The following is a 24,207-nucleotide window of genomic DNA, read 5'->3' as shown; positions in this document are numbered from 1 at the left end:
AGGAAATTTCCCCCGAATGGTCGTTCCGGAAGCCCCTCGGAGCGATCTCGGCGCGATCCTTGCCGGGCCGGCCGCGGGTCATGTCCGCCCTCACGCGAATGGCGCAGCCAAGTCGCCCGAACAGGCGAGTGACCCCGCCGATCCAGGGCCAGGGCCTGGCGCCGCGTATGCGACGATGCCGCCTATGCGGCTGACCCCGATCACCTGGCCCCGGCTGGCCGGGACCCTCGCCGACCGGGTCGCCGGCCTCACTCCGACGGCCGCCAGGCCGTGGCTGCGGGTGGCCGTCGACGGCGCCCCGGCCGCCGGACCCGCCGCGCTGGCGGACGCGCTCGCCGACGAACTGCCCGCCCGCGGGCACCGCGTGCTGCGGGTGCGCGCCGCGGACTTCTGGCGCCCCGCCTCGCTGCGCTTCGAATACGGCCGCGAGGACTCCGACGCCTACTACGACCTGTGGTTGGACACCGGCGCGCTGCGCCGCGAGGTCCTCGACCCGCTGGCACCGGGCGGCAGCGGCCGGGTGCTGCCCTCGCTGTGGGACGCGGCCACCGACCGCGCGACCCGGGCCGGCTACGTGGAACTGCCGCCCGGCGGTGTCCTGCTGCTGGACGGTCAACTGCTGCTCGGCCAGGGGCTCGACCTCGACCTGACGGTCCATCTGCGGCTCTCCCCGGCGGCCCTGGCCCGGCGCACCCCGGACGGCGAACGCTGGACGCTGCCCGCCTTCGGCCGATACGCCGACGAGGTCCGCCCGGCGGAGGCCGCGGACGTCCTGGTGCACGCCGACGACCCCCGGCACCCGGCCTGGAGCGGACATCCCTTGCCGCCGGACCACGCGGACGGCTAGCGTCGCCCCCCACCATGACCTTCGCGATCGCGCCGATGAGCGCCGAGCACATACCCGAGGCCGCCGCCCTGTACGACCGCTGGTCCGGACACTCCCGAAAAGGCAGGCCGCCGGGCGCCCCGTCCGGCGAGGAACTGCTCGGGAAGCTCCTCGCGGAACCCGACACCGAGGCCTACTTCGCCCGGGACAGCGGCGGCCGGCCTGCCGGATACCTCGCGGCCACCCCGCTCGACCTCGCCGAGGACGCCCCCGCCGCGCTCCGCAGCCACCCGCGCTCCGCGGTGGTCCGGCACGGCGGGCACGCCCCCGCGCCCGGGCAGCGCGACAACGCGGCGCTGCGCGCCCTGTACACCGAGGCCGCCGCCCGACTCGTCGCCCAGCGGCGACTGGTGCACTACGTCGAACTGCCGGCGTCCGGGACCGGCGCGATGGACTGGTGCCAACTGGGCTTCGGATTCGAGGAGATGTACGGGCTGATGGCCGTCAAACCCCGCGGCCGGCAGCCACGCGGAGTGGACGGGCTGAGCATCCGCCGGGCCGGCCCCGGCGATCTGCCGCAGATCGGCCGGATGGCCTCGGAGTCGGCCCGCTACCAACGGCAGTCCGCGATGTTCCTGCCGCAGTCCGACGCCGCACTGGCCGCGATGCGCACCCGGTACACCGACACCCTCTCCGATCCCCGCTGCGCGGCCTGGATCGCCGCCCGCGGCGGCGAGGAGATCGGCATGGTCCTGCTCGCCCCGTCCCCGGCCGGCCCGGTCACCCCCGACGCCTGCGTGGAACTGGCCGAGGCGTACGTCGAGCCGTCCGCGCGGGGCGAGGGCGTCAGCCGGATCCTGCTGGCCACCGCGGTGGCGTGGGCGTACGACCACGAGTACCGGCACATCGGCGCGCGCTGGCACTCCGCCTCGCCGCTGGCGGCCGGTCACTGGCCGGCGGTGGGCTTCCGGGTCGCCGCCTACCGCCTCAGCCGCGTCCTGGACCCCCGGATCCGCCCGGGGCAGGCTCCAGGACCGTCCGCGGGACAGTCCCAGGGACAGGCGTCGGCGCATCCCGCCATGTGACGGCGCTCACACCCGGCCCGCCGAGTGAGCGGGCTCACGCGTGTGATACGCAGCGCTGCCGACTTGTCCACGGTGCGTTCACCACATCGGCATTTTGTGACGCTTTCCATGTGCGGACTCACCGAACGTGAAGGAATCGCATACGCACAGACCGGACCTGCCGACATAGGGTCACGGAAATGCGCGGGTAACTCGCGACGTGATATGCGGCTCATTCCGGATTGTTGCCCAGCCGTCGGGAGTTCGTTTAGCTTCGCTCTCCTGCGGGTCGAGTGCTCGCAGGATCCCACCGGGTGGAACGCCTAGTCCTGCCGCTGCCCGGTGTCTTGAACACCAAACTTCTACGGCAGGAGCGGGGGACCCAGGTAAGTGCCGTTCCCGAAGATCGGGAATGGCTTGGGGTGAAGTCGCAATGCGTCGCGCCGTAATGGCGCATGCCGCGACCGGGCATCTCCGGCCCGAACCCGACAGCTCACCTCGCCGGCGTAGGAGAGGAACTCCTTCATGCCCGCAAAGGGAAAGCACCGTCGTGGCCGTATGAACCGGCTCACCAAGATCTGCGTCGCGGCCGGTACCGGTGGCGCCGCTCTCGCACTTCCGCTGGCCATGTCGTCGAACGCCTTCGCGGCCGACACGCACGTAGCCGCCGCGAACGCCGCCACCACCACCCCGGCGCACGCCGCACAGCCCGCCGCCAAGGCCGCTCCGGCCAAGGCCGCTCCCGCGAAGGGCCACGACGCCTCCTACAAGGTGGTCCACGGTGACAGCCTGTCGAAGATCGCCGACGTGCACCACGTCAGCGGTGGTTGGCAGAAGCTGTACACCGACAACAAGGAGACCGTCGGTGGCAACCCGGACCTGATCTTCCCCGGCCAGACCCTGGCCCTCGGCGCCAAGGCCGCCCCGTCGCACTCCGCGCCGTCCTCGCACCCGGCGCCGAAGTCGTCCGCGAAGTCCTCCTCCGCGCAGGCCAAGAAGGCCCCGGCCAAGAGCGACTCGGCTGCGAAGTCCTCGTCCTCCGCCACCAAGGCCCCCGCCGCGGCGAGCTCCTCCTCCGGTTACACCCTGCCGGTCTCGGGCGCCAGCATCGGCACCCCGTACCACCAGGCCGGTTCCAGCTGGTCCAGCGGTTACCACACCGGTGTGGACTTCGTCGTGCCGACCGGCACCACGGTGAAGGCGATCGCCGCCGGCACCGTCGTGTCCGCGGGCGACGGTGGCGCCTACGGCAACCAGGTCGTCATCCGGCACAGCGACGGCAAGTACTCGCAGTACGCGCACCTGTCCTCGCTGTCCGTCTCGGCCGGCGAGACCGTCACCGAGGGCCAGCAGATCGGCCTGTCCGGCGCGACCGGCAACGTGACCGGCCCGCACCTGCACTTCGAGATCCGCACCGGCCCCGACTACGGCTCGGACATCGACCCGGTCGCGTACCTGAACGAGCACGGCGTGACCGTCTGATCCGTCCCGCGACCCGCGTGCGATCCGTGTGATCCCGCGACCCCGTGAGACCCGGAGTGCCCGCCCGATCCTGGACCTGACCCCAGGACCGGGCGGGCATTTCCGCGTTCCGCGGCACGCCGCCGACGGCGCCGGGTCAGCCGGCGGGGTGGTTGTAGCCGAACACCCGCGCCCCGGTCTCGGAACGCGGCTGGTGGCTGGAGCCCTGTTCGAGCAGGACGTAGGTGCCGGGGCCATGGCGTAGGTCGCCCTCGATGACCTCGCCCTCGGCCACGTAGTAACCCTCCCCGACCGTCTCGTGGACATCGACGCCGGGCCACCGGGAGCCGGGTGCGAAGTCCACCACCCAGAAGCTGAACGGGGCCGGGCCGGGCAGCTCGCGCAGCAGGACGCCGGGGCCGATCTCGGTGGTGGGCACATCGTCGACGTGGAGGGCCAGCACACTTCCCGGTGCCCGTAGAGCCTGATCAGGTGCGTTCATACGGTCAGCATCTCCCGGCGGGCCCGCTCCCGGCAGGCTTTTCCTCGCGGGCGATCACCCGAAAAGGGCGGCGAGTTCGCCGCGGGAGGCGATACCGAGCTTCGGATACGCCTTGTACAGGTGGTAGCCGACGGTGCGCGGGCTGAGGAAGAGCTGAGCTGCGATGTCCCGGTTGGACATTCCCTGGGCGGCGAGCCGCGCGATCTGCAGCTCCTGCGGCGTCAGTCCGGCGAGCACGCCCGGCTCCTGGCTCTGCGGGGCCACCGTGCCGGTCGCCCCCAGCTCGCTGCGCGCCCGGTCCGCCCACGGTCGGGTGCCGAGCCGCTCGAACACGTCGAGCGCCGCCCGCAGCTGGCCGCGCGCCTCGCTCTTACGGCGTGCGCGCCGCAGCCATTCACCGTAGAGCAGCCCGGTACGGGCGTGTTCCAGCGGCCGGCGGTGCTCGTCGTGGAGCTTCAGCGCGGCCGTGAAGTGCGCCTCGGCCTCGGAGTCGGGGGCGAGCAGTGCCCGGCAGCGCAGCACCAGCGCGTCGGACCAGGGCTGCCGGGAGCGGGCCGCCCAGCGTTCGAGGCGGGCGAACGGCTCGGCGGCGCGCGGGCCGAGGCCCAGCCGGACGGCCGCCTCGACGAGGTCGGGGGTGCTGCGGGTGGCACAGAAGTGGTGCCGCAGCGGCTCATGGGTGAGCCGCTCCAACCCGTCGAGCGCCGACCGCGCCCGGCCCAGGCACAGATCGAGCATGCCCTGCGTCCAGTACGCCCAGGGCGCGCCGGGCGGCATCGCGGCGCCGGCGACGACGGCGAGGGCGTCGTCGGTGTACGTCCGGCAGCGTTCCTCGTCCCCCTCGACGGCCGCCAGATAGGCCAGCACGCTGCTGAACTGGCTGATCCACTGCTGCTGTCCGGTGTCCCCGGCGATCCGCAGCGCCTCCTGCGCGGTGGCCAGCGCGTCACGGTGCCGGCCCGCGAACACCTCGGCCTCGGCCATGAAGAACAGCACGGTCGGCAGCCGCCCGATACCGCCCCGGTCGCGGCTCTCGGCGGCGAGCGCGGCGGCCAGTTCATGCGCCTCGTCGTCCTGCCCGACGGCCAGCCCGGCGCCGCACAGCAGCATCAGGTCGCGCGGGTCGCAGGCCCCGGCGGCGCGGGCCGAGGCGACGGCGGCGGTCAGATCCGGCGGCCCGCCGGCGGCCGGCGGACCGAGGGCGGCGGTGATGAAACGGGCCACCGGCGCCACGGAACTCGTCGCGGGCAGTACCAGCGCGTCCAGCCGCTGCACCGTGTCCGCGACGTCCTGTTCGCCGAGGTACCAGGCCGTGTGGGCGGCCTGCATGAGCATCCGGGCGGCGCGCTGCGGATCGGCGGCGGCCGCGTGCCCGGCGCCGTCGATCAGCAGCCGGTGCGCGGTGGGGAAGGAGCCGCTCAGGAATTCCGCCAGGGCCCGGACGTGGTGGAGCCGGGCCGTCAGCACGGGATCGGGGCTGCGGCGCGCGGCCTGCTCGGCGAAGTCACGGGCCCGGTCCAGTTCACCGGCCTCGGAGGCCGCCTCGGCCGCCAGGGCGAGCCGTCGGGTCCTGGCGTCGGGATCGGTGCTGAGACGCGCGGCCCGCTCGAAGGCGAGGGAGGCCGCCGTGTAGCCGCTGCGGTCCCTGGCCCGCCCGGCGGTGTCCTCCAGCGCGCCGGCCGCCGTCTCGTCGGGACCGGTCGCGGCGGACGCCAGATGCCAGGCCCTGCGGTCCGCGTCCTGCGGGCCGTCGAGGATCGCGGCCAGCGCCTGATGGACGGTCAGCCGATCGGCCAGTGGCGCGCGTTGGTAGACCGCGGCACGTACCAGCGGATGGCGGAAGCGCAGCCGGTCGTCGTCCAGCAGGATCAGACCGCCCTCCTGCGCGGGCGGCAGGTCCGCCGTGCCCGCGCCCAGCGCCTCGGCCGCCCGCAGCACGGCCCGCAGATCGCCGGTGTGTTCGGCGGCGGCGACGAGCAGCAGCAGCTGGGTGGCGGCCGGCAGATGGCTGACCCGGCCGTGGAACGCCATGTGCAGACGGCTGGTGAGCGGCAGCGCGCCCGGCCGGAACCGGCCGTCGGACCGCTCCGCCCGGAATGCGACCGGCAGCTCCAGCAGGGCCAGTGGGTTGCCCTGGGCCTCGGTGAGGACGCGGCGCCGGACGGTGGACGTCAGCTTGGCCCCGTGCAGCGTGAGCAGGGCCCCCGCCGACTCCGGGGTCAGGCCGCGCAGCCGCAGTTCGGGCAGCCCGGGGGCGGGGAACGTGCCCTCGCCGTCACGGGCCGCGAAGACCAGGGCGATCCCCTCGGCATCGAGCCGTCGGGCGGCGAACATCAGCGCGTCGGTGGAGACCCGGTCCAGCCACTGCGCGTCGTCCACGACACACAGCAGCGGCCCGTCCCCCGAGTGGGCCGACAGCAGGGACAGCACGGCGAGCCCGACGAACATCGGGTCAGGGGCCGCCGCGACGGTCATCCCGAACGCGGCCTCCAGCGCGAGCCGTTGCGGCGCGGGCAGCGCACCGATCGAACCCATCGCGGGACGGAGCAGCAACTGCAGGCCCGCGAAGGGCAGTTCGGCCTCGAACTCGATGCCGGAGCCGCGGACGACGGTCATGTCACCGGCGGCGCCGACCGTGTCGTCGAGCAGCGCCGTCTTGCCGATACCGGCCTCGCCGCGCAGTACCAGCACACCGCTGCGGCCCGCCCTGGCGCCGGCCAGCAGCTCCCCGATGGCCGACTGTTCCCCGGCGCGCCCGTGCAACATGCCGTGAACGCTATCCAACGGACCGGCCGCCGCTGACGCCGCGGGAGCCTTCCAGGCCCCGCCGGATCGCGGTCTCCACCGGGCAGTACGCGCCGTTGGACCGTTCCAGCTCGTAGTGGACCGCCGGATACAGCGGGGGCTGGGCCATGAACCGTGGGCGGGTGCCGTGGTGCGGCTGGGCCGCGTGCACCAGGAACGGATGGCACAGATAGACGTCCCCGGGGCTGCCGGTGGCCAGCGCGACCGGCCGGTGCGCGCTCACCTCGTCGATCCGGGCGGCTATTTCCAACGTCGAGGCCCCCTGCTCGCCGAACGGCTCGAGGACCGGTGGGACGTCCAGGTGCGAGCCGACCCTGATCCGGGTCGGCGCGTCCTCGGGGCCGGTCTCGGTGAAGAGGAACAGCATCAGCAACGCCCGGCCCTCGGAACGGAGGTTGGCGTAATACCACTGGGCGCCCTCGGGGAGATAGCTCCCCTCGATGTGCCAGCCGGCGTCGTCCGGCTCCTTCGGATGCGGGAAGCGGAGCGGGAAGGACCCCAGCGAGGGCCGCGGCACCCAGCGGCCGGGGCCGACCAGGTGGTCGAACGCGTCGTGCAGCACCGGGGTGTTGGCGGCCTCGACGAAGGGCGCGTCCGGCATGTCGGACACCCAGTGCACCGGTTCTGTCCACGAGGCCGGATCGTCCGGGTCGGTGCCGGTCTTCGCCCAGAGCAGCTCCGCGCAGGCCCGCGCGGTCTCCTCGGAGAAGGCCCGCTCGATCCTGATGAAGCCGTTGTCGAGGAAGTGTTCGATCGTCGTAGGGTCCACCCGGCCATCCTCACCGCTACCGGGCGGCGGGAGCCAACGGGTTTCCGGTCGGAGTGATGAGCTCCTGCAGCGCGGGAGCGCACCGCTCGACGAGGGCGGGAACCGTCATCGCGCGGACCGCCTCGCCGCGTGCGATCCCGTAGACGGCGCCGAGGCCCAGCAGCATGCCCACGGCGAGTTCGGCCCGCAGTGCGGCCTCGGGACCGGTCAGCCGCCGGGCGAGGCCGGCGATGACCTGCTCGCGGAAGTTGGCGCGCCGGATGTCGCCCTGCCCCTCGGCGGAGTGCAGCGGCGCGAAGACGATCCGCAGGATGGGGTCGATGCCGCGCTCGTTCTGGCTGGTGAGGACCTGGGTGACCATGTGCCGGCCCAGCTCGTCCAGCGGGGCGTCCAGGAGCGCTTCCGCGTCGGACTGGAAGGAGATGATGCGGGCGAAGAGCTTCTCCTTGTTGCCGAAGTACTTCACGATCAGCTGCGCGCTCACCCCGGCCCGCTCCGCGATGGCCTTGAGGGTGATGTCGCCGTAGGCGCGCCGCCCCAGCATGGTCCGGGCGGCGCGCAGGATGGCGGCCTTGGTGGCGTCGGCGTCGCGGCGCGGGGAGTCGGGGGCAGCTGTCGTCATGGTGCTCATGCTCCCTCCAGCGCGGGGTCCGCGGCCGGTTCGGAGCGTTGCGCGGGCAGACCGGTCGTGCCGCGCCGGCCGCCGGGTATCGACACCGCCGCGAGGAAGGCGAGGATCGCGACCCCGCCGGCCATGGTGAAGGCGATGAGATAGCCGTGCAGGGTCGGGATCTCCAGACCTCCGATCGGCGCCGTGTGGTGGATCAGGACGGCCGCGAGGAGCGGCGCTCAGGCGCCGGGGACCGTGCGGTGGATCTGTGCAAGGAACGTGGCGTTGTCCGGCGTCTTCCGGATCCGATCGAGCAGCACCTCGAGGGTCTGCTGGGTGTCCCTGGCCTGCAGGGCGCGGCGCAGGCCGCGCACGGCCGCCAGCTCGGCGGCGGGCAGCAGCAGCTCCTCGCGCCGGGTGCCGGACGGGGTCACGTCGACGGCCGGGAAGATCCGCTTCTCGGCGAGCGAGCGGTCCAGCCGCAGCTCCATGTTGCCGGTGCCCTTCAGCTCCTCGAAGAAGTAGTCGTCGGCCCGGGAGCCGGTGTCGACGAGGGCGGTCGCGAGGATGGTCAGGGAGCCGCCCTCCTCGGCGCAGCGCGCGGCACCGAAGAGCCGCTTGGGCGCCTGCACCGCGGCGGAGTCGACACCGCCGCTGAGGGTGCGGCCGTTGCCGGGCGCCGCGTTGTTGTGGGCGCGGCAGAGCCGGGTGATCGAGTCGAGGAGTATCACCACGTCCTGGCCGAGTTCGACCAGCCGCTTGGCGCGTTCGACGGCCAGCTCGGCCAGCGCGATGTGTTCCTTGGCCGGGCGGTCGAACGTCGAGGCGAGCACCTCGCCGCGCACCGACCGGCGCATGTCGGTGACCTCCTCGGGGCGTTCGTCCAGGAGGACGACCATGAGGTGGGCATCGGGGTGGTTGACGGCGACGGCGTTGGCCAGGCTCTGCAGGAGCAGGGTCTTGCCGGTCTTGGGCGGGGCCACGATGAGCCCGCGCTGGCCCTTGCCGATCGGCGCGACGAGGTCGACGAGCCGGGTGGTGAGGGCGCCGGGCGAGGTCTCCAGCCGCAGCCGCTCCCGCGGATGGACGGGGGTGAGGTCGCCGAAGTGCGGGCGGACGCTCGGGGCGCCGGCCTCGCGGCCGTTGATCCGCTCGATGCCGGTGAGGGCACGCGGCCGATCGGAGAAGCCCTGGACGAGGTCGCCCTTGCGCAGGCCGTACCTGCGGATCTGAGCCGCTGTCACCTGCGGGTCGCCCGGCGCCGGATGGTAGCCGCCGGTGCGCAGGAAGCCCTGGCCGCCGACGACATCGAGGACGCCGGTGACCGGCGTGGGAAGGGTGGTGCGGGTGGTTCTGGCAGGGGGGTGTTCGAGTGTGGTGGTCATGCTGGGTCCTTTCACGGACATACCAAAGAAGGTCCCGGCGGGGGCGGAGTGAGTGGGCGGACGTGTCACGCACCACTGGCTTGCCGACCCGCGAGGGGAAGGAAGGAGAATCAATGCCGGGCGGCCGGTCCTGAGGGACGGAATCTGCCACGGCGGGAGTGGAACAAGCACCGGCGCCGAGAAGCGGCGTACTCGAGTGCTGTTCGCACTGTAGCACGCCGCTTCGGATGGTCGGGGAATTCCGCGGGACGGACGCGGAGAAGCCGACGGGAATAACCGTGCGCCGCTCTTCAGGACCGATCGCGGTCAGCGCGAGCGGAGGTACCGGCGGCCGGCGAGGACCGTACCGGCGGCGGCCGCCGCCACCAGGGCGCCCGCGGCGGCGGACCAGGCCCAGCCGTTCCACGCCGACACGGAGTCCGTGGCGGGAAGCGCCGCCGGCACCGGCGCCGGCGCGGCGGACACCTGCCGGCGCGACGCCGAGGCGGGCACGGCTCGGGTGACGGTGTTGAGGGTGCCGACGGAACCGTTCACCCCGGCGGCCCCGAAGCCCCAGTCCAGCAGGGCACGAGCCTCCTTGTACACGGCCTGCGCGACGCCGGACTGCGGGTTCATCACCGTGGCGATCAGCGTGCGGTCGCCGCGCTGGGCGGCGGCGATCAGCGTGTTGCCGGCGTTCGTGGTGTAGCCGTTCTTCACGCCGATGATCCCCGGATACGTCCCCACCCCGTCGGCCCCGGTCAGCAGGCGGTTGGTGTTCTGGATCTGGAACGGCGGCACCTCCCGGCCGCGCGCGTCGGTGCCGCCGGGGAACATCGCGGTGGCGGTGGAGGTGTAGCCGGCGAAGTACGGGGTGGCCAGTCCGGCGCGGGCGAAGAGCGTCAGGTCGTAGGCCGACGAGACCTGGCCGGGGGCGTCGTATCCGTCGGGCGAGACCACCTCGGTGTCGTCCGCGCCGAGCATCTTCGCCTTGGCCTGCATCTGAGAGACCGTCAGCGGCACCGAGCCGTTCATCCGGGCGAGTACGTGGACCGCGTCGTTGCCCGAGCTGAGGAACACCCCGCGCCACAGGTCGGCCACCGTGTACGTCTGCCCCGCCTGCACACCGACCCGGCTGCTGCCCGCTCCGATACCGGACAGCTCGTCCTCGGTCACGGTGTGGGTGGTCTCCTGCGGGAAGCGGGGCAGGACGGTGACGGCGAAGAGGGTCTTGAGGGTGCTGGCCGGCGGCAGCGGGCGGTGCGCGTCCTTGGCCGCGAGCACCTCGCCGGTCCGCGCGTCGGCCACGATCCAGGACAGCGCCGACAGACCGGCGGGCAGCGCCGGCGAGCCGGCCTTCGGCAGGACATGCACCCCGGGCCTGCCCAGGGTCGCGCCGCCGACGACGATGCGGCCGGGCGCGTGGCCGTCGTCCCCGTCGGCGAGCGCCGGGGCGGCCTGGCAGCTGACGGTCAGACAGACGGCGGCGAGCACCGTCGCGCGGGACCGGAGGGACGGGGTGCGGGCAGGACCGGAAACAGTCATGGGTTCACGGTAGGAACGCTTTGCCCCGTTCTGCGCGGTAACCTGCTCCATACGGTGGACCGGGCGCCCGGACGGAGCGCCCGGTCGGGTTACGCGCCCTCAGAAACCCCTTCACGCAGCGAATCTGACCCGGCGTCGGCGAGTGCCCGGGCACTGCGCCCCTTGGCCAGCTCGGCGTTGAAATGCGCGCCGACGAGCAGGGCGATGTGGGACACCCACAGCCAGACCAGGAAGACGACGGTCCCGGCCAGCGACCCGTACAGCCGGTTGTACGTCCCGAAGACGGAGACGTAGACGGCGAATCCCACCGAGGAGAGCAGCCACAGCACGACGGCCAGCGCGCCGCCCGGAGCCATCGCGCGCAGGGGCCGGAACCTGGCGGGTCCCGAGCGGAACAGGATCAGGACCAGAACCGTCGCCAGGCACAGCAGCAGTGGCCACTTCAGTGCGTTCCAGCTGGTCACCGCCGCTTCGTCCATGCCCAGCAGCTGTCCGGCCCGGCGCGCCAGCTGGCCCGTCACCATCAGCGTGACCGCGCTGCAGACCAGCAGGGTCAGCAGCACGAGCGCGGTGATGACGATGCGGGGCGCGGTCCGCCAGGCCGGCCGGTGGTCGCTCACGCCGTACATCGAGTGCAGCGCCCGCCGGAAGACGGCGAGATAGCTGGAAGCGGACCACATCGCCCCCACGGTGCCGCTGACGGCCAGGAACCAGGCCGCCGAGTGCTCCTGGGCCATGTCCTTCATGGTGCTCGTCACGAGCTGCCGCGACTCGGCCGGCACCACCGCCGCGACCTGCGCGATCAGATCACCGGTCGAGGCGGTCCCGGCGAGACCGATCACCGAGACCGTCACCAGGAGGGTGGGGAACAGCGCCAGCATGGCGTAGTACGTGAGGGCCGCCGCCCGCTCGGAGGCGTCCTCGTCCCACGCGGCGACGGCAGCGCCGCGCAGCGCCGTCAGGACCAGCCGCCGGCGCCCGCCCGCGGGGGCGTGCGCCGCGGGTTTGCGTCCGGCGGGCCCCAGGGCCAGTACGGCCTGCTCGTCGATCATTCCGGCTCCTCGGTGCAACTCGGCGAAGCGGTGCTCGCTGAACGGTGCGGAGTCAGCGGTGCGCTGATCTGCCTGTCGGATACCCGGGAAAAGCCGGTCCAGCCGGACCCCGGATCCGGACGCGGTTGGCGGATGTCCAGCGATTGAAAGGCCGAATGCGGGCAAGACGCAGAGATGACCGATCAGTTGTGGACAGCGCGTGATCCTCCGATGTGCTCGGGAGGCTCAAAAAAGCTCGGGAAAGGAAGTCCGGATGCTTGCCATCGCCGCAGCCGTCGCCTTCGCGGTCGCCTTCGTCATCAACGCGACCGAAACCTCGACGGACATCGTATTCGCACCTGGCAGCCTGCAGCTCGTGGGGCTCGTCCTGGTCGCCCTCCACCTGGCAGGACTCGGCTCCGGATGGTCCGTCCCGAGCCGCCGCGGGCGCCGCCGCTGACCGGGACGGGAGATCAGCGCGATCGCGGAGGCGGCCACCGGCGAGTGGCGCGGGCAGAACGGGTACAAGACCCCGGACGGGCGCCCGCCGGGCCGGCCCGCCGACTGGAGGACCGGATGAGCGACACCACCCTGGTGTGGACCCTGGCGGCACTGGCCGTCCTGGTCATGCTGGTCATCGCCGTACGGCTGGCCGTGCGCCTGGTCCGGGTGCGGCGGCTGCTGGTGGCCGCCCACGTCCCGCTGACCGGGAAGGCGATGTTCTGGGGAGCGATCGCCTACTTCGTCTGCCCGGTGGACCTGCTGCCCGACCCGATCCTGATCGACGACATCGGCGTGCTGTGGCTGGCCGTGCGCGCCCTGGAGAGCGCCGCCCGCCGGGCGGGCGTCGGGCTCGGCGACCCGGACGCCGAGCCCGAGCCGGCTCCCGCCGCGCATGGAACACCGTCGCTGGGGCAGAGGCCGAAGAGGACAAGCACGTGACCGCTGCTGACGCAGAAGGGGCTAACCCGACATGTTGGATGTGCGGACCACCGTGACGGAGCCCCTCAAGCGCTCGGTCAGCTACCCGGGCCGGTACGGCACCATCGCCGCTGCCCGCGACCTGGCCGCCGCGTTCCTCGACGACCTCGCCCAGGACCGCGCCGCCCCGATGCCCGAGCAGCGCGTCCAGGACGTGCTGCTGGTCGTGAGCGAACTGGTGACCAACGCGGGACGCTACGCCCCGGGGCCGTACCTGATGGAGCTGAGCTACCGCGGCGGCGACGTGGAGGTCACGGTCTGGGACACCAGCACCGAGCTGCCGCGACGCTTCGAGCCCGACCCCACGCGCATCGGCGGTCACGGGATGGAGATCGTCGGCCGGCTCTGCCGGCAGGTCACCGCCGAGCGCGTCCGCGACGGCAAACGCGTCACCGCCCGCATGGACGTGGACTGACGGGACCTGACCCGACATGACGTGCGCCGGCCCGGCCGGCAGCCTGGTGCGGCTGCCGGCCGGGCCCGGTGGATCGGGTGTCAGGAGGCATACACCTCGAATTCGGAGAGCTGGCCGGCGGGCCAGCCGGTGTTGGCCGTGAACGTCAGCCGCAGATAGCGGGTGGTGGTGCCGGCGGGCAGTGTGATGCTCGCGCTGTTGCCGCTCGCCGGATCGAAGGTGTAGCCGGCGGAGGCCTTCAGGGTGCTCCACGAGGAGTTGTCGGCGCTGCCGAGCACGCTCAGGGTCTGCGTACGGGTGGCCCAGGCCGACGGCGGCGGGAGCTTGAGGACGATCCGGCCGGCCGCGGTCACCGCGCCCAGGTCGACGGTGAGCGACTGTGGGAAGGCGTTGCTCGCGCTCTCCCAGTAGCTGCCCGAGTTCCCGTCGTTGGCGTTGCGGGCCGCGTAGACGTCATTGGCGCTGGTGGCGCTGATGTTCTTGCCCGCGGCCAGGTTGCTGTTGGCCGGCGGGGTAGTCGGGGGAGTGGTGGGAGGAGTCGTCGGCGGCGTCGTACCGGTGGAGCGGACCTCCAGCTCGGAGAGCTGGGCGGCCGGCCAGCCGGTGTTGGCCGAGACGGTCACCCGGACGTAGCGCACGTTGGCGGCGCCGAATCCGGCCGTGACGGTGTTGGCGCTGCCCGGATCGAAGGCGTACGCCTTCGGCGCGGCCAGCTGGCTGAAGTCCGTTCCATTGGCGGAGCCGAGGACCGTGATGTTCTGCGAGCGCGACTCCCAGCCGGGCGGCACCTTGAACGTCACGCTGTCCACGCTCGTGGCGGCGCAGAGGTCGACGGTCAGCGACTGCGGGAAGGAGCTGTTGGCGCTCTCCCAGTAGCTGCCGGCGTTGCCGTCGACGGCGTTGGCGGCGCTGTAGCCGCCGTTGGCGCTGGTGGCGGTGACGGGCTTGCCCTGGGCGAGGTTGCCGGTGCCCGGGACGCAGGCCGGCGGGGTGGTCGGGGGTGTGGTGGGCGGCGTCGTGGGCGGGGTGGTCGGCGGGTTCGACGGATCCGACGGGATGCCGCCGTTGGTCCAGATCGGGGCGGGCCAGTTGCCGGTGCAGGTGGAACCGGTGTTCCAGCCGGAGTTCCCACCGCCGTCGACGATCACGAAGCTCGCGCCGACACAGTTGTGGATCGGGGTGGCGGCCTGGGCGATGTGCTTGGCGGTGACGTTGGTGAACTTCATGTTGGCCTGCACCTGGGCCTGGATGGCATAGGTACCGGCGCCGTCGATATTGACGTTGGTGAAGTTGACGCCTGTGACGCCCCCCTCGATGGTCTGGATCGCCTCGTACGAGCTGTCCAGGATGTCGGTGTCGGTGATGTTGATGACCGCGCCGCTGATGGCCTCGTTGAGGCCGTCGAACCAGACCGCGCCGACTCCGAAGTTCCAGTTGAAGTCGTTGTTGCCGGTTCTGATCAGGGTGTTGCGGGCCGCGGTGATGGTGCCCGCGACGGCGGTGCCGTTGCCCGAACTGACCCCGGGGTAGCGGTTGGCGATGTGCAGCCCGCCGCCGTTGGAGATGGTGTCCGCCATCACGTTGTCGGAGATCGTGAAGTTCTTCCCGCCGTAGGTGACGATGTTGTTCGCCAGGATCGGCAGGATCACCGTGTTGTGGGTGAAGGAGTCGCCGACGTTCGCGACCCGCTCCGGCCAGGACGCCAGGCCGTCGTCACCGAGGTTGCGCAGGAAGGTGTTGGTGACCGTGGAGTTGGTGACACCGGTGTGGAAGTTCACGCCGTCCGCGGTCTGGTCCAGGATGCGGCTGTTCTTGATGGTGAAGTTGTCCATCGGGCCGTCCATCCAGGCACCGACCTTGGTGTGCTGGATCCACAGGTTGTCGACCACGGAGTTGGACATCGCGCCGCCGAGGGCGTTGACCTGGTCGTCGTCCGAGCGCTCGCGGATGTCGCCGATGATGGCGAAGTCCTTGAGGGTGACGTTCCGGCTCGGCCCGCCCGCCTCCTGCGGCCGTACCCCGCCGGTGTAGCCACCACCGGCGACGTACTTGCCGTAGATGCCCGCGGCGCGGTTGCGGTTCACCGGGTCGCGCCCGCCGAGCACGCTGTACCACGGCCCCGCGCCCGCCAGGGTGACCCCGTCTACGACCACATGGTCGTAGAGCGTGAAGGTGCCCTGCGGGATGTAGACCGTCCTGCCCTGCGCCTGGCCGGCGTTGACCGCGGCCTGGAACTTGGCGGTGGAGTCGGCGGCGCCGGTCGGGTCCGCGCCGAAATCGGCGACCACGTCCAGTGCGCCGGCCGGCTTGGCTATGGGGGCCGCGACCTGCTCGAAGTCGGCCAGGTCGATGGTGAAGGTGGGGGAGGCGGCGGTCGAGGCCACCTGCAGACGGATCTTCGTCCCGGCCGGCAGCGTCGAGCCGAACATGGTCCGCGTCTCGTCGTAGAAGTGGTGGGGGTTGGTGTCGCCCGGGTTGTTGTTGAACGGGTAGCCGCCGTAGTACCAGCTGTACTTGGAGGTCACCGGCACGCTCTTCAGCGTGGAGCCGTTGATCTTCAGGTCGATGGCCGCGTCGCGCCCGGCACCGTTCGAGGTGTCGGGGAGGCTGTAGCGGAACGACATGGCGTTCGCGGGGGCGCTCAGCGTGAACTCGACGTACTGGCCGACCGCGTTCAGCGTGACGGCCTGCCGGCCCTGCGCCTCCGACGGGAGGTTGCCGTACAGCCGGTCCGGCCCGATCACCGTGCCGTTGGTGGCGGCGTACTCCGCCTCCTGCTCCTTGAACGGCACGACCGCGCCACGGTTCGGAACATCCAGGGGGGACAGCGCGGCGACGCCGGCCGCGTGCGCGGCGGGAGCGGTCGCGAGCCCCACCCCGGTCAGCGCGGCGGCCGCGCTGACGACGAGGGAGACGATCGCGGTGGTACTGCGCCTGAGGCGTGGACTTGGGGGTGCATGCATCACAGAGGCACGTCCTTGCAGGTCGAAGGTGGGGGGCGCGAGGCGCACATTGCGAATGCGCTGCGGGCACGTGTCGCGGGGGTTTCGGCCGGGCGTGGGAGAGAGTACGAGCTCGCCTGCAGCAAGTCCATAAGTCAGCGCAATATTGCGACGATTGATTGCAAGGAAGAGCTATAGCTGTGGCACAAAAGGGCGTTGAAGGGGGACGCGGAGAATGCCGGCGGTGGCCGTCAGCGCTGCGACGGCCACTCCCGAGACAGCCACCGGTGAAAGGCGGCAGCCGGACCCGTTACCGGGAGATGAAGACCTCGATGCCGTCGAGCATGCGGAGCAGCCCGAACTCGAAGATCGAGTCGAGATCGATCTCCAGGTCGTGCCGCCCGGCGACGCTGGAATACATCGGGAACCTGCCCGACGCCACGATGGCGTTCATCGCCGCCTCGCTGGCGTCCAGATACTGCGCGCTGGTGATACCGGTGGAGTGCTCGGCCTCCGCCTCGGCCTCCAGGCTCACCGCGGTGCCCCGGGCGTAGTTCACCATCGTGACCGCCACATGGAGCATGTCGGACGGTTCGAGATGGTCCAGTGCGCGCATCGACCACTCGACGATCGCCATCGCGTTGGGCACCAGCGGCGGCCTGGTCATCGACATCACCTGCGCCAGCCACGGGTGCCGGCGGTACATCTCCCACTGCAGCCGGGTGCCCTGCTCCAGTCGGTCCCGCCAGTCGGCCGGACCCGGCTCGGGCAGTTCCCCCCGACCGGCCGCCGAGTCGGCCATCAGCACGACGAGTTCGTCCTTGCCCGGCACGTGGCGGTAGAGAGCCATCGCGGCCACGCCGAGCTCCGCCGCGACCCGGCGCATGGAGACGGCCGACAGCCCCTCCGCGTCCGCGATCGCGACCGCGGCGAGAACGATCCGTTCGCGCGTCAGCTCCCCCTCGGGCGTACGGGCCGGGCGCGGCTGCCTCGCGGGCCGTACGGGCCTCGCGGGCTGCCCGTCCCGGACCCCGGAGGACGCCGGCCGCGGTCCGGGGCCGGGTCCCGCGACGACGGTTCCGATACCGGGCAGCGCCTGGACCAGGCCCTCCTGGCGCAGGGTGGTGAGGACCTTGGTGGCGGTCGCCATCGCGACGCCGAACTCCTGGGTGATCCCCCGGGTCGAGGGCACCCGGTCGCCCGCGGCCAGCTCGCCGGCCGCGATCCGGCGGCGGATCTCGCCCACGATCCGGAGATAGGGCGGTTCCGCGGAGGCGGCGGACCGGGTCACGGATGTCTCCCTCGTCGGTCGGCGGGCACGGCGTCGCGGCGTACTAGTGCACCGGCGATACCGAGGCTAGCAGGGTGACCACGGCGAACGGCCGAGCGCGCCGGCCGGAGGCTCCGCCGACCGGCCGCACTACCCTGGTGCACTAGTGTTACAGGGGTCAAAAAGCTTGTGCCATATGGGTTGTTGCCGTGATTCGATGGGCGTGTACGGTGTTATAGATACAGTGTACGCACCAGACGGGGAGGCATATCCGATGCCAGAAGCGCTGCCAGAAACGACCAACCCTGACACGAGCGGCGGCGGACGCCGGGCGGGCCGCCGCGAATGGACCGGATTCTGCGTCCTGCTGCTGCCCCTGCTCCTGGTCTCGATGGACGTCTCGGTGCTGTACTTCGCCGTGCCGTTCATCAGCCGCGAGCTGGAGCCGTCCGGCACCCAACAGCTGTGGATCTTCGACATCTACGGTTTCGTCCTGGCCGGGCTGCTCATCACGATGGGCTCGCTCGGCGACCGGATCGGCCGCCGCAAGCTGCTGCTCATGGGCGCCACCGCGTTCGGCTCGGCGTCCCTGCTCGCCGCGTACGCCCCCAGCGCGGGGGCGCTGATCGCGGCCCGCGCGCTGCTCGGCATCGGCGGCGCGACCCTGATGCCCTCGACCCTGGCGCTGATCCGCAACCTGTTCCACGACGCGAAGCAGCGCGCCACGGCGGTCGGCATCTGGTCGGGCGCCATGGCGGGCGGCATCGCCATCGGGCCGGTGCTCAGCGGGATCCTGCTGGAGCACTTCTGGTGGGGCTCGGTCTTCCTGATCAACATCCCGGCGATGGTCCTGCTGCTGATCCTGGCGCCGCTGCTGCTGCCGGAGTTCAAGCACCCGCGCCCCGGCCGCTTCGACCTGCTGAGCGCGGTGCTGTCGATGGGCACCCTGCTGCCGGTGATCTACGGCATCAAGGAACTGGCCAGGGACGGATACGCGCCGGTGCCGGTGCTGTCCGTCGTGGCCGGTCTGGTGATCGGCGCCGTCTTCGTCCGCCGCCAGCGCCGCCGGCCGGACCCGCTGATCGACCTCGCGCTCTTCCGCCGGCGCGCCTTCAGCGGCTCCATCGCGGTGAACGTCCTGGCCATGTTCGCCACCGTGGGCTTCGCCATCTTCCTGACGCAGTACCTGCAGTCGGTGCTCGACATGAGTCCGTTGCGCGCCGCGCTGTGGGCGCTGGTGCCGTCCTTCGTGGTCGGCGTGACCGCTCCGCTGGCACCCGGTCTCGCCGGGCGCGGAATCAACCGGGCTTTCATCATGGGTGCCGGATTCCTGCTGGCGGCTGCCGGGTTCCTGGCGCTGACCCAGGTGGGGTCGGACTCACCGCTGTGGTGGCTGCTGGTCGCGTCGAGCGCCTACGCCGCCGGGCTGGTCATGGTGATGGCGCTGGTCACCGAGATGGTCATCGGGGTCGCGCCGCCCGAGCGGGCGGGCGCCGCCTCGGCGCTGCTGGAGTCGGCCACCGAACTCGGCGGCGCGCTCGGCATGGCGGTGCTGGGCAGCATCGGCAACGCCGTCTACCGCCGGGACGTCGCGGACACCCTGCCCCCGGGACTGTCGCCCGACGCACTGCACACGGTGCGCGAAACCCTGGGCAGCGCCCAGGCGGTGGCCGCCGGGCTGCCCGGCCGCACCGGTGACGCCGTACTGGGCGCGGCGCGCGAGGCGTTCGTCGGCGGACTGCACGCGGCCGCCATCGGCGCCGCGGTGGTGTGCGTCGCGGCGGCCGCCCTCGCGCTGTACGCGCTGCGGGACGTGCCGGCCGCGCCGCCCGCCACCGCGGCGGACCCGACGGCGCCGGTGGAAGGAGCGGTGCCCGAAGGGCGTCAGCCGCGCGGGTACACCGAGGAGAGCACGGACGGCAGCGCGTACCAGTCGGCGGTCACCAAGCTGCCGTGACGCGCGGCGACCTGCGCGGCCTTGGCCAGCGCCTCGGCCACCGTCGGATGGGTGCCGTCGATGGCGGGCGCCACCTTGTTCACGTCCGTCATCACCACGATGTAGTGCCGGCTGTCGTACCAGGCGGTGTCGATCCCGCCGTCCACATAGGCGGCGGCGTCACCGTCGAAGAACACGAACCACGGCCGGAGCGTCGCGTCCGGGTAACGGGAGGTCCGGGGGTCGGCCGCCGCCGCGCCGTGCACGGCGGGGAAGGCGGTCGCCTGGGGCAGTGTGCCGGCGGCGGCGAGATTCCGCAGCCGGGTCGCGTACTCCTTGTCGGTCCACAGGCTGTCGAAGGGGTTGCTCTCCTCGACGGTGCCGGGTATCAGCTCGACGAGGAACTTGCCCGCCAGCGCGGCCCGCGTCGGCCAGGCGCCCGCCAGCGCCGCCGCGTCGAGCGTGCCGTGCCCGCCCACCAGGTCGGCCGGCCGGTACAGGGCGTTGCCGAGCTTGCTGCCCACCAGGGCGTCGAACTCGTCGGGGCCCAGACCGCCCTTGTCGTTGAAGCCGTCCTTCATCTCCACCTTGAGCAGCACCGGTGCGTGTCCGGGGTGCGCGTCGCTCCAGGCCTTGATGTCGGCGAGGCAGCCGTCGAGGCTCTGGTTGACCGGCTTGACGCGCAGTTGGGAGGCGTCGGCGGCGTTCTCGCAGTTGTTGTCGTTGCCGAACGGGTTGCTGTGCGAGACGCGGAACTTCGCGCCGAACGAGTTGGTCCAGACGTCCAGCTCCAGCAGCGCGGCACCGGAGTCCAGCGCGTCGGCGAAGTACGGGTACTTGGCCTTGTCGTACGCGTTGTGCACGCCCACCCCGGTGCTGCCGGAGTAGGGGAGGGTGTCGGTCCCCGCCGCCTGCGAACCGGTCGGGACGAGAAGGGCCAGTGCCGCCGCCGCCGCGAGTGCCGCCGCTGCCGATGTGCGTCCGAACATGCGCATGAGCCGCCTCCCATAGAGAGCAAGTGGGAAGCAGATTATGGGAGTTGTGCTGCCGCAGGGTGATCGCAGGACGACCGGACGTGAACTGCTCGGTGCCGGAAGCCAACGAGGACGCCGCTAACCGGTGATGTCCACGATGAAGTTGTCAAAAATGTGCGCACCCGGCCGGCCGCCGGTCTCGGTGAGCGCCTTCCGCAGTGCGGTCAACTGCCCGACGGCCAGCTGCAGCGGCGGCTCGTCCGGCTGGTACGTGGTGCCGCGTGGATACGCGTCACCGGGGGTGGTGGTCATCTCGATGTGGCAGCCCAGGATGTGGGTCACCGGGCGGGTGGCGCAGAAGTCGAGCAGCCGGTCGACGGTGGCGGTGAAGGCGGCGGTGTCCTGGACGTAGAGCATGCCCGGATAGAAGGAGTCGCCGGTCAGCAACAGACCGGTGGCCCGGTCGTAGAGGACGACGGCCGCCTGATGGTGGCCGGGGCCCGGAATCACGTCCAGGATCCGGCCGCCGCCGAGATCCAGCTCGCCCCGGACATCCGGCCAGCCCGTCAGGCCGAAGAAGGCGGTGACCTCCGCGAGGCCGGGTCCCACCACGGTGGTGTCCGGGCGGCCGGCGAACTGGCCGTCGGCCGCGATGTGGTCGCCGTGCCCGTGGGTGTGGGCTACCAGCAGCCCGTACTCCGGCCGGGGATGGCGTACGAGCCAGTCGTCGATCGCCGCGTCGACCGTGCGGCGCAGCGGGAAGTACCGCTCGTCCGCCGTGGCCCCGGTGTCCAGCAGCAGGGCCCGTTCCGCGCCGAAGAACAGGAACACGAAGGGCGCCTCGAAGTGCACCGACATGTTCTGCCGCAGGATCAGCGTGTGCTCGTCGTACGCGTGCACCTGGATCTCCGGCGCGGGATCGTGCTTCGCCGACGGCCAGCCGGCGTGCCACCGGACGTCGAGGTTTCCCGGCCCGGCCGGCGACCCGTTGAACTCGTTCATGCGGCCGACGCTACCGGGCGCCCGCCGGGGCGCCAATGCCTGCCGCCACGGCCAGCCGGCTGAAGGAGTCGAGCAGTTCGGCGCGGTCGAAGGTACTGGTGGTCAGCATGACCTCGTCGGCGCCGGTGCGATCCACGAGCGCGCCGAGCGCCGCGGCCACCTCGTCCCCGGTGCCGTGGATCTGGCCCTCCAGCGCCGCGTCGAAGAAGGAGCGCTCCCGCGCGGACATCTCCAGCGACTCGACCTCCGCCGCCGGCAGCAGCGGCGGGAAGGCCCCGTGGGTCCGGGAGTACGCGCTCGACCAGGCCTCGGACAGCAGCAGCCGGCGCGCGCTCTTCGGAGTTTCAGCGGCCGCCGCGTTGGCGGACACCACGACGTACGGGCGCTCCGACCAGGCCGAGGCACGGAAACCCTCCCGATACCTCTCGATGGCGCGCAGCATCGGGTCCTCGCCGCGGACGGCGCCGATCACCAGCGGCAGCCCCAGCGCCGCCGCGTGATCGGCCCCGGAGCCGGTGGCCAGCACGAACGCGGGCGGCCTCAGCCCCTCGGCGGGCCAGGCGTGCACCTCGGGGTGCACCCGCTGGTCGCCGGTGAACCAGCCGAGCAGCTCCGCCAGCTGCGCGCCGAAGTCCTCGGCGGCCTCCTTGTCGCGGCCCAGCGCCCGCCGGATACCGTCGGTGAACCCGACCGACCGGCCCAGTCCCATGTCGACGCGCCCGGGGAAGAGCGCCTCCAGGACACCGAACTGCTCCGCCACCACCAGCGGCCGGTGATTGGGCAGCATCACGCCGCCCGTCCCGACCCGGATCCGCGAGGTGGCGGCCGCGACGGCCGCCGCGAGCACGGTCGGTGCCGAACCGGCCACTCCCGGCACGCTGTGGTGCTCCGAGACCCAGAACCGGTGGTAGCCGAGCTCCTCGGCCTGCCGGGCGAAGCGGACCGTGTCCCGCAGCGCCTGGGCGTGGCTCTGTCCCTGGCGCGTACGCGACCGGTCCAGGACGGACAACGGGGTGCCTCGCAGTGCTGATGTCACCTCCGGTTCAACGCCGTGGATCACTGAGGATTCCCGGCCCGGTTCCGCCGTCCGGCCCCAGGTGGCGCTCCGCCGGTGTCCGAATACGGGTTCATACGCGAAAATGGGGCAAACGATCAGGACAGCCGAGCCCCAGGAGGCATTGCCGTGCCGATCGCGACCGTGAACCCGGCGACGGGCGAGACGCTCAGAACGTTCGAGGCCCTCGGGACCGCCGAGGTCGAGGAGAAGCTCGCCCGCGCCGAAGCCGCCTTCCGCCAGTACCGCACCACCCCCTTCAGCGAGCGCGCCGAGCTGATGCGCCGGGCCGCCGCGCTGCTGGACGAGGAGTGCGAGGACATCGCGCGCATCATGACCACCGAGATGGGCAAGACGCTCGTCGCGGCCCGCGCCGAGGCCACCAAGTGCGCCAAGGCCATGCGCTGGTACGCGGAGCGCGCCGAGGGGCTGCTTGCGGACGAGCACCCGGAGCAGGACGACGTCAAGGACTCCGGCGGCGCCAGCGCCTATGTGCGCTACCGCCCGCTGGGCGTGGTGCTGGCGGTCATGCCGTGGAACTTCCCGCTCTGGCAGGTGGTCCGGTTCGCCGCGCCGGCGCTGATGGCGGGCAACACCGGCCTGCTCAAGCACGCCTCGAACGTTCCGCAGACCGCGCTGTACCTGGGCGACCTGTTCCGCCGCGCGGGATTCCCCGAGGGGTGCTTCCAGACGCTGCTGGTCGGATCCGGCGCCGTCGAGGAGATCCTGCGCGACCCGCGGGTCGTGGCGGCGACCCTGACCGGCAGCGAGCCGGCCGGCCGCTCGGTGTCCGCGATCGCCGGTGATGTCGTCAAGCACACGGTCCTCGAACTCGGCGGCAGCGACCCGTACGTGGTCATGCCGTCCGCGGACATCGCGCGGGCCGCGAAGACCGCGGTCACCGCCCGGGTGCAGAACAACGGGCAGTCCTGCATCGCGGCCAAGCGCTTCATCGTGCACGCCGATGTGTACGACGAGTTCGCCGCGCTCTTCACCGAGGCGATGGCGGCCCTGCGGATCGGCGACCCGATGGACGAGTCCACCGATGTCGGGCCGCTCGCCACCGAGCAGGGCCGGGCCGACCTGGAGGAACTCGTCACCGACGCCGAGAAGCTCGGCGCGACGGCGCTCTGCGGCGGTCAGCGCCCCGCGGCGCAGGCGGCGGGCTGGTTCTACGAGCCGACCGTACTGGCGGGCATCACCGAGCGGATGCGGATCCACCACGAGGAGGCCTTCGGGCCGGTCGCCACCCTCTACAAGGCCGCGGATCTCGACGAGGCGGTGCGGCTGGCCAACGACACGCCGTTCGGCCTCAGCTCCAACGTATGGACCCGGGACGACGCCGAACAGGAGCGCTTCGTACGGGACCTGGAGGCGGGCGGCGTCTTCTTCAACGGCATGACCGCCTCCCACCCGGCCATGCCGTTCGGCGGGGTGAAGCGCTCCGGCTACGGGCGCGAGCTGTCCGGCCACGGCATCCGCGAGTTCTGCAACGTCACCACGGTGTGGCACAGCGCGACCTCCTGACCGTCGGCCGATCCGTCGGTGACCCCCGGTGCCCCTGAGGCCCCGGGGGTCACTGCTGAGCGGGCGCCGGCTGGACACCTGGGGCGGTGTCGGGGCGGGGGAGGGGCGGGTGTAGGGTCCGCCTCTCGC

21 protein-coding genes and 1 riboswitch are annotated in these 24,207 nt (G+C 72.1%); of the genes, 8 read left to right on the top strand and 13 right to left on the bottom strand.

Annotated elements, in window-relative coordinates:
* Nucleotides 1–184 precede the first annotated feature (184 nt).
* The 3 genes from AC07DC_RS17700 (at nucleotide 185) to AC07DC_RS17690 (ending at nucleotide 3,372) form a co-directional block, all read left to right on the top strand.
* Nucleotides 185–847: a nucleoside/nucleotide kinase family protein gene (locus AC07DC_RS17700; protein WP_478915338.1), complete on the top strand. Its 663-nt coding sequence runs from the start codon at nucleotides 185–187 to the stop codon at nucleotides 845–847.
* 14 nt (nucleotides 848–861) lie between these two features.
* Nucleotides 862–1,911 (top strand): N-acetyltransferase family protein, encoded by a 1,050-nt coding sequence (locus AC07DC_RS17695; RefSeq protein WP_478915337.1) that lies wholly within the window; start codon nucleotides 862–864, stop codon nucleotides 1,909–1,911.
* 321 nt (nucleotides 1,912–2,232) lie between these two features.
* Nucleotides 2,233–2,410: riboswitch (cyclic di-AMP (ydaO/yuaA leader) on the top strand.
* Nucleotides 2,411–2,415: 5 nt separating this feature from the next.
* Nucleotides 2,416–3,372 carry a M23 family metallopeptidase gene (locus AC07DC_RS17690; protein ID WP_478915336.1) on the top strand — a complete coding sequence of 319 codons (957 nt, stop codon included), beginning with the start codon at nucleotides 2,416–2,418 and terminating at the stop codon, nucleotides 3,370–3,372.
* A 136-nt stretch (nucleotides 3,373–3,508) separates the two neighbouring features.
* Here the strand turns inward: AC07DC_RS17690 and AC07DC_RS17685 are convergent, their stop codons facing one another.
* The 8 genes from AC07DC_RS17685 to AC07DC_RS17650 form a co-directional block, all read right to left on the bottom strand.
* Nucleotides 3,509–3,853: a cupin domain-containing protein gene (locus AC07DC_RS17685; protein ID WP_478915335.1), complete on the bottom strand. Its 345-nt coding sequence runs from the start codon at nucleotides 3,851–3,853 to the stop codon at nucleotides 3,509–3,511.
* A gap of 54 nt (nucleotides 3,854–3,907) precedes the next feature.
* Nucleotides 3,908–6,619 (bottom strand): helix-turn-helix transcriptional regulator, encoded by a 2,712-nt coding sequence (locus tag AC07DC_RS17680; RefSeq protein ID WP_478915334.1) that lies wholly within the window; start codon nucleotides 6,617–6,619, stop codon nucleotides 3,908–3,910.
* 10 nt (nucleotides 6,620–6,629) lie between these two features.
* Complete coding sequence (locus tag AC07DC_RS17675; RefSeq protein ID WP_478915333.1) at nucleotides 6,630–7,427, bottom strand: phytanoyl-CoA dioxygenase family protein; 798 nt, start codon at nucleotides 7,425–7,427, stop codon at nucleotides 6,630–6,632.
* A gap of 16 nt (nucleotides 7,428–7,443) precedes the next feature.
* Nucleotides 7,444–8,058 carry a TetR/AcrR family transcriptional regulator gene (locus AC07DC_RS17670; RefSeq protein ID WP_478915332.1) on the bottom strand — a complete coding sequence of 205 codons (615 nt, stop codon included), beginning with the start codon at nucleotides 8,056–8,058 and terminating at the stop codon, nucleotides 7,444–7,446.
* Entirely contained in the window at nucleotides 8,055–8,183 is a 129-nt protein-coding gene (locus AC07DC_RS17665) for a hypothetical protein (RefSeq protein ID WP_478915331.1), read from the bottom strand. The genes AC07DC_RS17670 and AC07DC_RS17665 overlap by 4 nt, the downstream gene beginning before the upstream one ends.
* A gap of 93 nt (nucleotides 8,184–8,276) precedes the next feature.
* Nucleotides 8,277–9,422: a transcription termination factor Rho gene (gene rho / locus AC07DC_RS17660; RefSeq protein ID WP_478915330.1), complete on the bottom strand. Its 1,146-nt coding sequence runs from the start codon at nucleotides 9,420–9,422 to the stop codon at nucleotides 8,277–8,279.
* 306 nt (nucleotides 9,423–9,728) lie between these two features.
* Nucleotides 9,729–10,946 (bottom strand): D-alanyl-D-alanine carboxypeptidase family protein, encoded by a 1,218-nt coding sequence (locus tag AC07DC_RS17655; protein WP_478915329.1) that lies wholly within the window; start codon nucleotides 10,944–10,946, stop codon nucleotides 9,729–9,731.
* A gap of 89 nt (nucleotides 10,947–11,035) precedes the next feature.
* Nucleotides 11,036–11,998, bottom strand: a complete 963-nt coding sequence (locus AC07DC_RS17650; RefSeq protein ID WP_478915328.1) for a YihY/virulence factor BrkB family protein — start codon at nucleotides 11,996–11,998, stop codon at nucleotides 11,036–11,038.
* Between the two features lie 253 nt (nucleotides 11,999–12,251).
* On the opposite strand from AC07DC_RS17650, the gene AC07DC_RS17645 reads away from it, so the two are divergent.
* The 3 genes from AC07DC_RS17645 (at nucleotide 12,252) to AC07DC_RS17635 (ending at nucleotide 13,373) form a co-directional block, all read left to right on the top strand.
* On the top strand, nucleotides 12,252–12,437 hold the full coding sequence (locus AC07DC_RS17645) for a hypothetical protein (RefSeq protein ID WP_478915327.1): 186 nt from the start codon (nucleotides 12,252–12,254) through the stop codon (nucleotides 12,435–12,437).
* Between the two features lie 116 nt (nucleotides 12,438–12,553).
* Nucleotides 12,554–12,919, top strand: a complete 366-nt coding sequence (locus tag AC07DC_RS17640) for a YkvA family protein (RefSeq protein WP_478915326.1) — start codon at nucleotides 12,554–12,556, stop codon at nucleotides 12,917–12,919.
* A gap of 31 nt (nucleotides 12,920–12,950) precedes the next feature.
* Entirely contained in the window at nucleotides 12,951–13,373 is a 423-nt protein-coding gene (locus AC07DC_RS17635) for an ATP-binding protein (protein WP_478915325.1), read from the top strand.
* A gap of 80 nt (nucleotides 13,374–13,453) precedes the next feature.
* Here the strand turns inward: AC07DC_RS17635 and AC07DC_RS17630 are convergent, their stop codons facing one another.
* On the bottom strand, nucleotides 13,454–16,336 hold the full coding sequence (locus tag AC07DC_RS17630; protein ID WP_478915324.1) for a galactose-binding domain-containing protein: 2,883 nt from the start codon (nucleotides 16,334–16,336) through the stop codon (nucleotides 13,454–13,456).
* A gap of 289 nt (nucleotides 16,337–16,625) precedes the next feature.
* Nucleotides 16,626–17,606 (bottom strand): TetR/AcrR family transcriptional regulator C-terminal domain-containing protein, encoded by a 981-nt coding sequence (locus AC07DC_RS17625; RefSeq protein ID WP_478915323.1) that lies wholly within the window; start codon nucleotides 17,604–17,606, stop codon nucleotides 16,626–16,628.
* 253 nt (nucleotides 17,607–17,859) lie between these two features.
* On the opposite strand from AC07DC_RS17625, the gene AC07DC_RS17620 reads away from it, so the two are divergent.
* Nucleotides 17,860–19,542 carry an MFS transporter gene (locus AC07DC_RS17620; protein WP_478915322.1) on the top strand — a complete coding sequence of 561 codons (1,683 nt, stop codon included), beginning with the start codon at nucleotides 17,860–17,862 and terminating at the stop codon, nucleotides 19,540–19,542.
* Here AC07DC_RS17620 and AC07DC_RS17615 read toward each other — a convergent pair.
* The 3 genes from AC07DC_RS17615 to AC07DC_RS17605 form a co-directional block, all read right to left on the bottom strand.
* Nucleotides 19,470–20,516 carry a phosphatidylinositol-specific phospholipase C domain-containing protein gene (locus AC07DC_RS17615; protein WP_478915321.1) on the bottom strand — a complete coding sequence of 349 codons (1,047 nt, stop codon included), beginning with the start codon at nucleotides 20,514–20,516 and terminating at the stop codon, nucleotides 19,470–19,472. The genes AC07DC_RS17620 and AC07DC_RS17615 overlap by 73 nt on opposite strands.
* A gap of 117 nt (nucleotides 20,517–20,633) precedes the next feature.
* Complete coding sequence (locus AC07DC_RS17610; RefSeq protein WP_478915320.1) at nucleotides 20,634–21,497, bottom strand: MBL fold metallo-hydrolase; 864 nt, start codon at nucleotides 21,495–21,497, stop codon at nucleotides 20,634–20,636.
* Nucleotides 21,498–21,507: 10 nt separating this feature from the next.
* Nucleotides 21,508–22,533, bottom strand: coding sequence for an MsnO8 family LLM class oxidoreductase (locus tag AC07DC_RS17605; RefSeq protein WP_478915319.1), 1,026 nt, complete (start codon nucleotides 22,531–22,533; stop codon nucleotides 21,508–21,510).
* A gap of 147 nt (nucleotides 22,534–22,680) precedes the next feature.
* On the opposite strand from AC07DC_RS17605, the gene AC07DC_RS17600 reads away from it, so the two are divergent.
* A complete protein-coding gene (locus AC07DC_RS17600) occupies nucleotides 22,681–24,078 on the top strand; it encodes an NADP-dependent succinic semialdehyde dehydrogenase (protein WP_478915318.1) in 1,398 nt (465 codons plus the stop codon).
* The last annotated feature ends 129 nt before the right edge of the window (nucleotides 24,079–24,207 follow it).

It is taken from the genome of Streptomyces sp. NPDC045021 (genome assembly GCF_056432645.1).
Note: the sequence above shows the minus strand (reverse complement) of the source record. Positions and strands in the feature narration are given on the sequence as shown.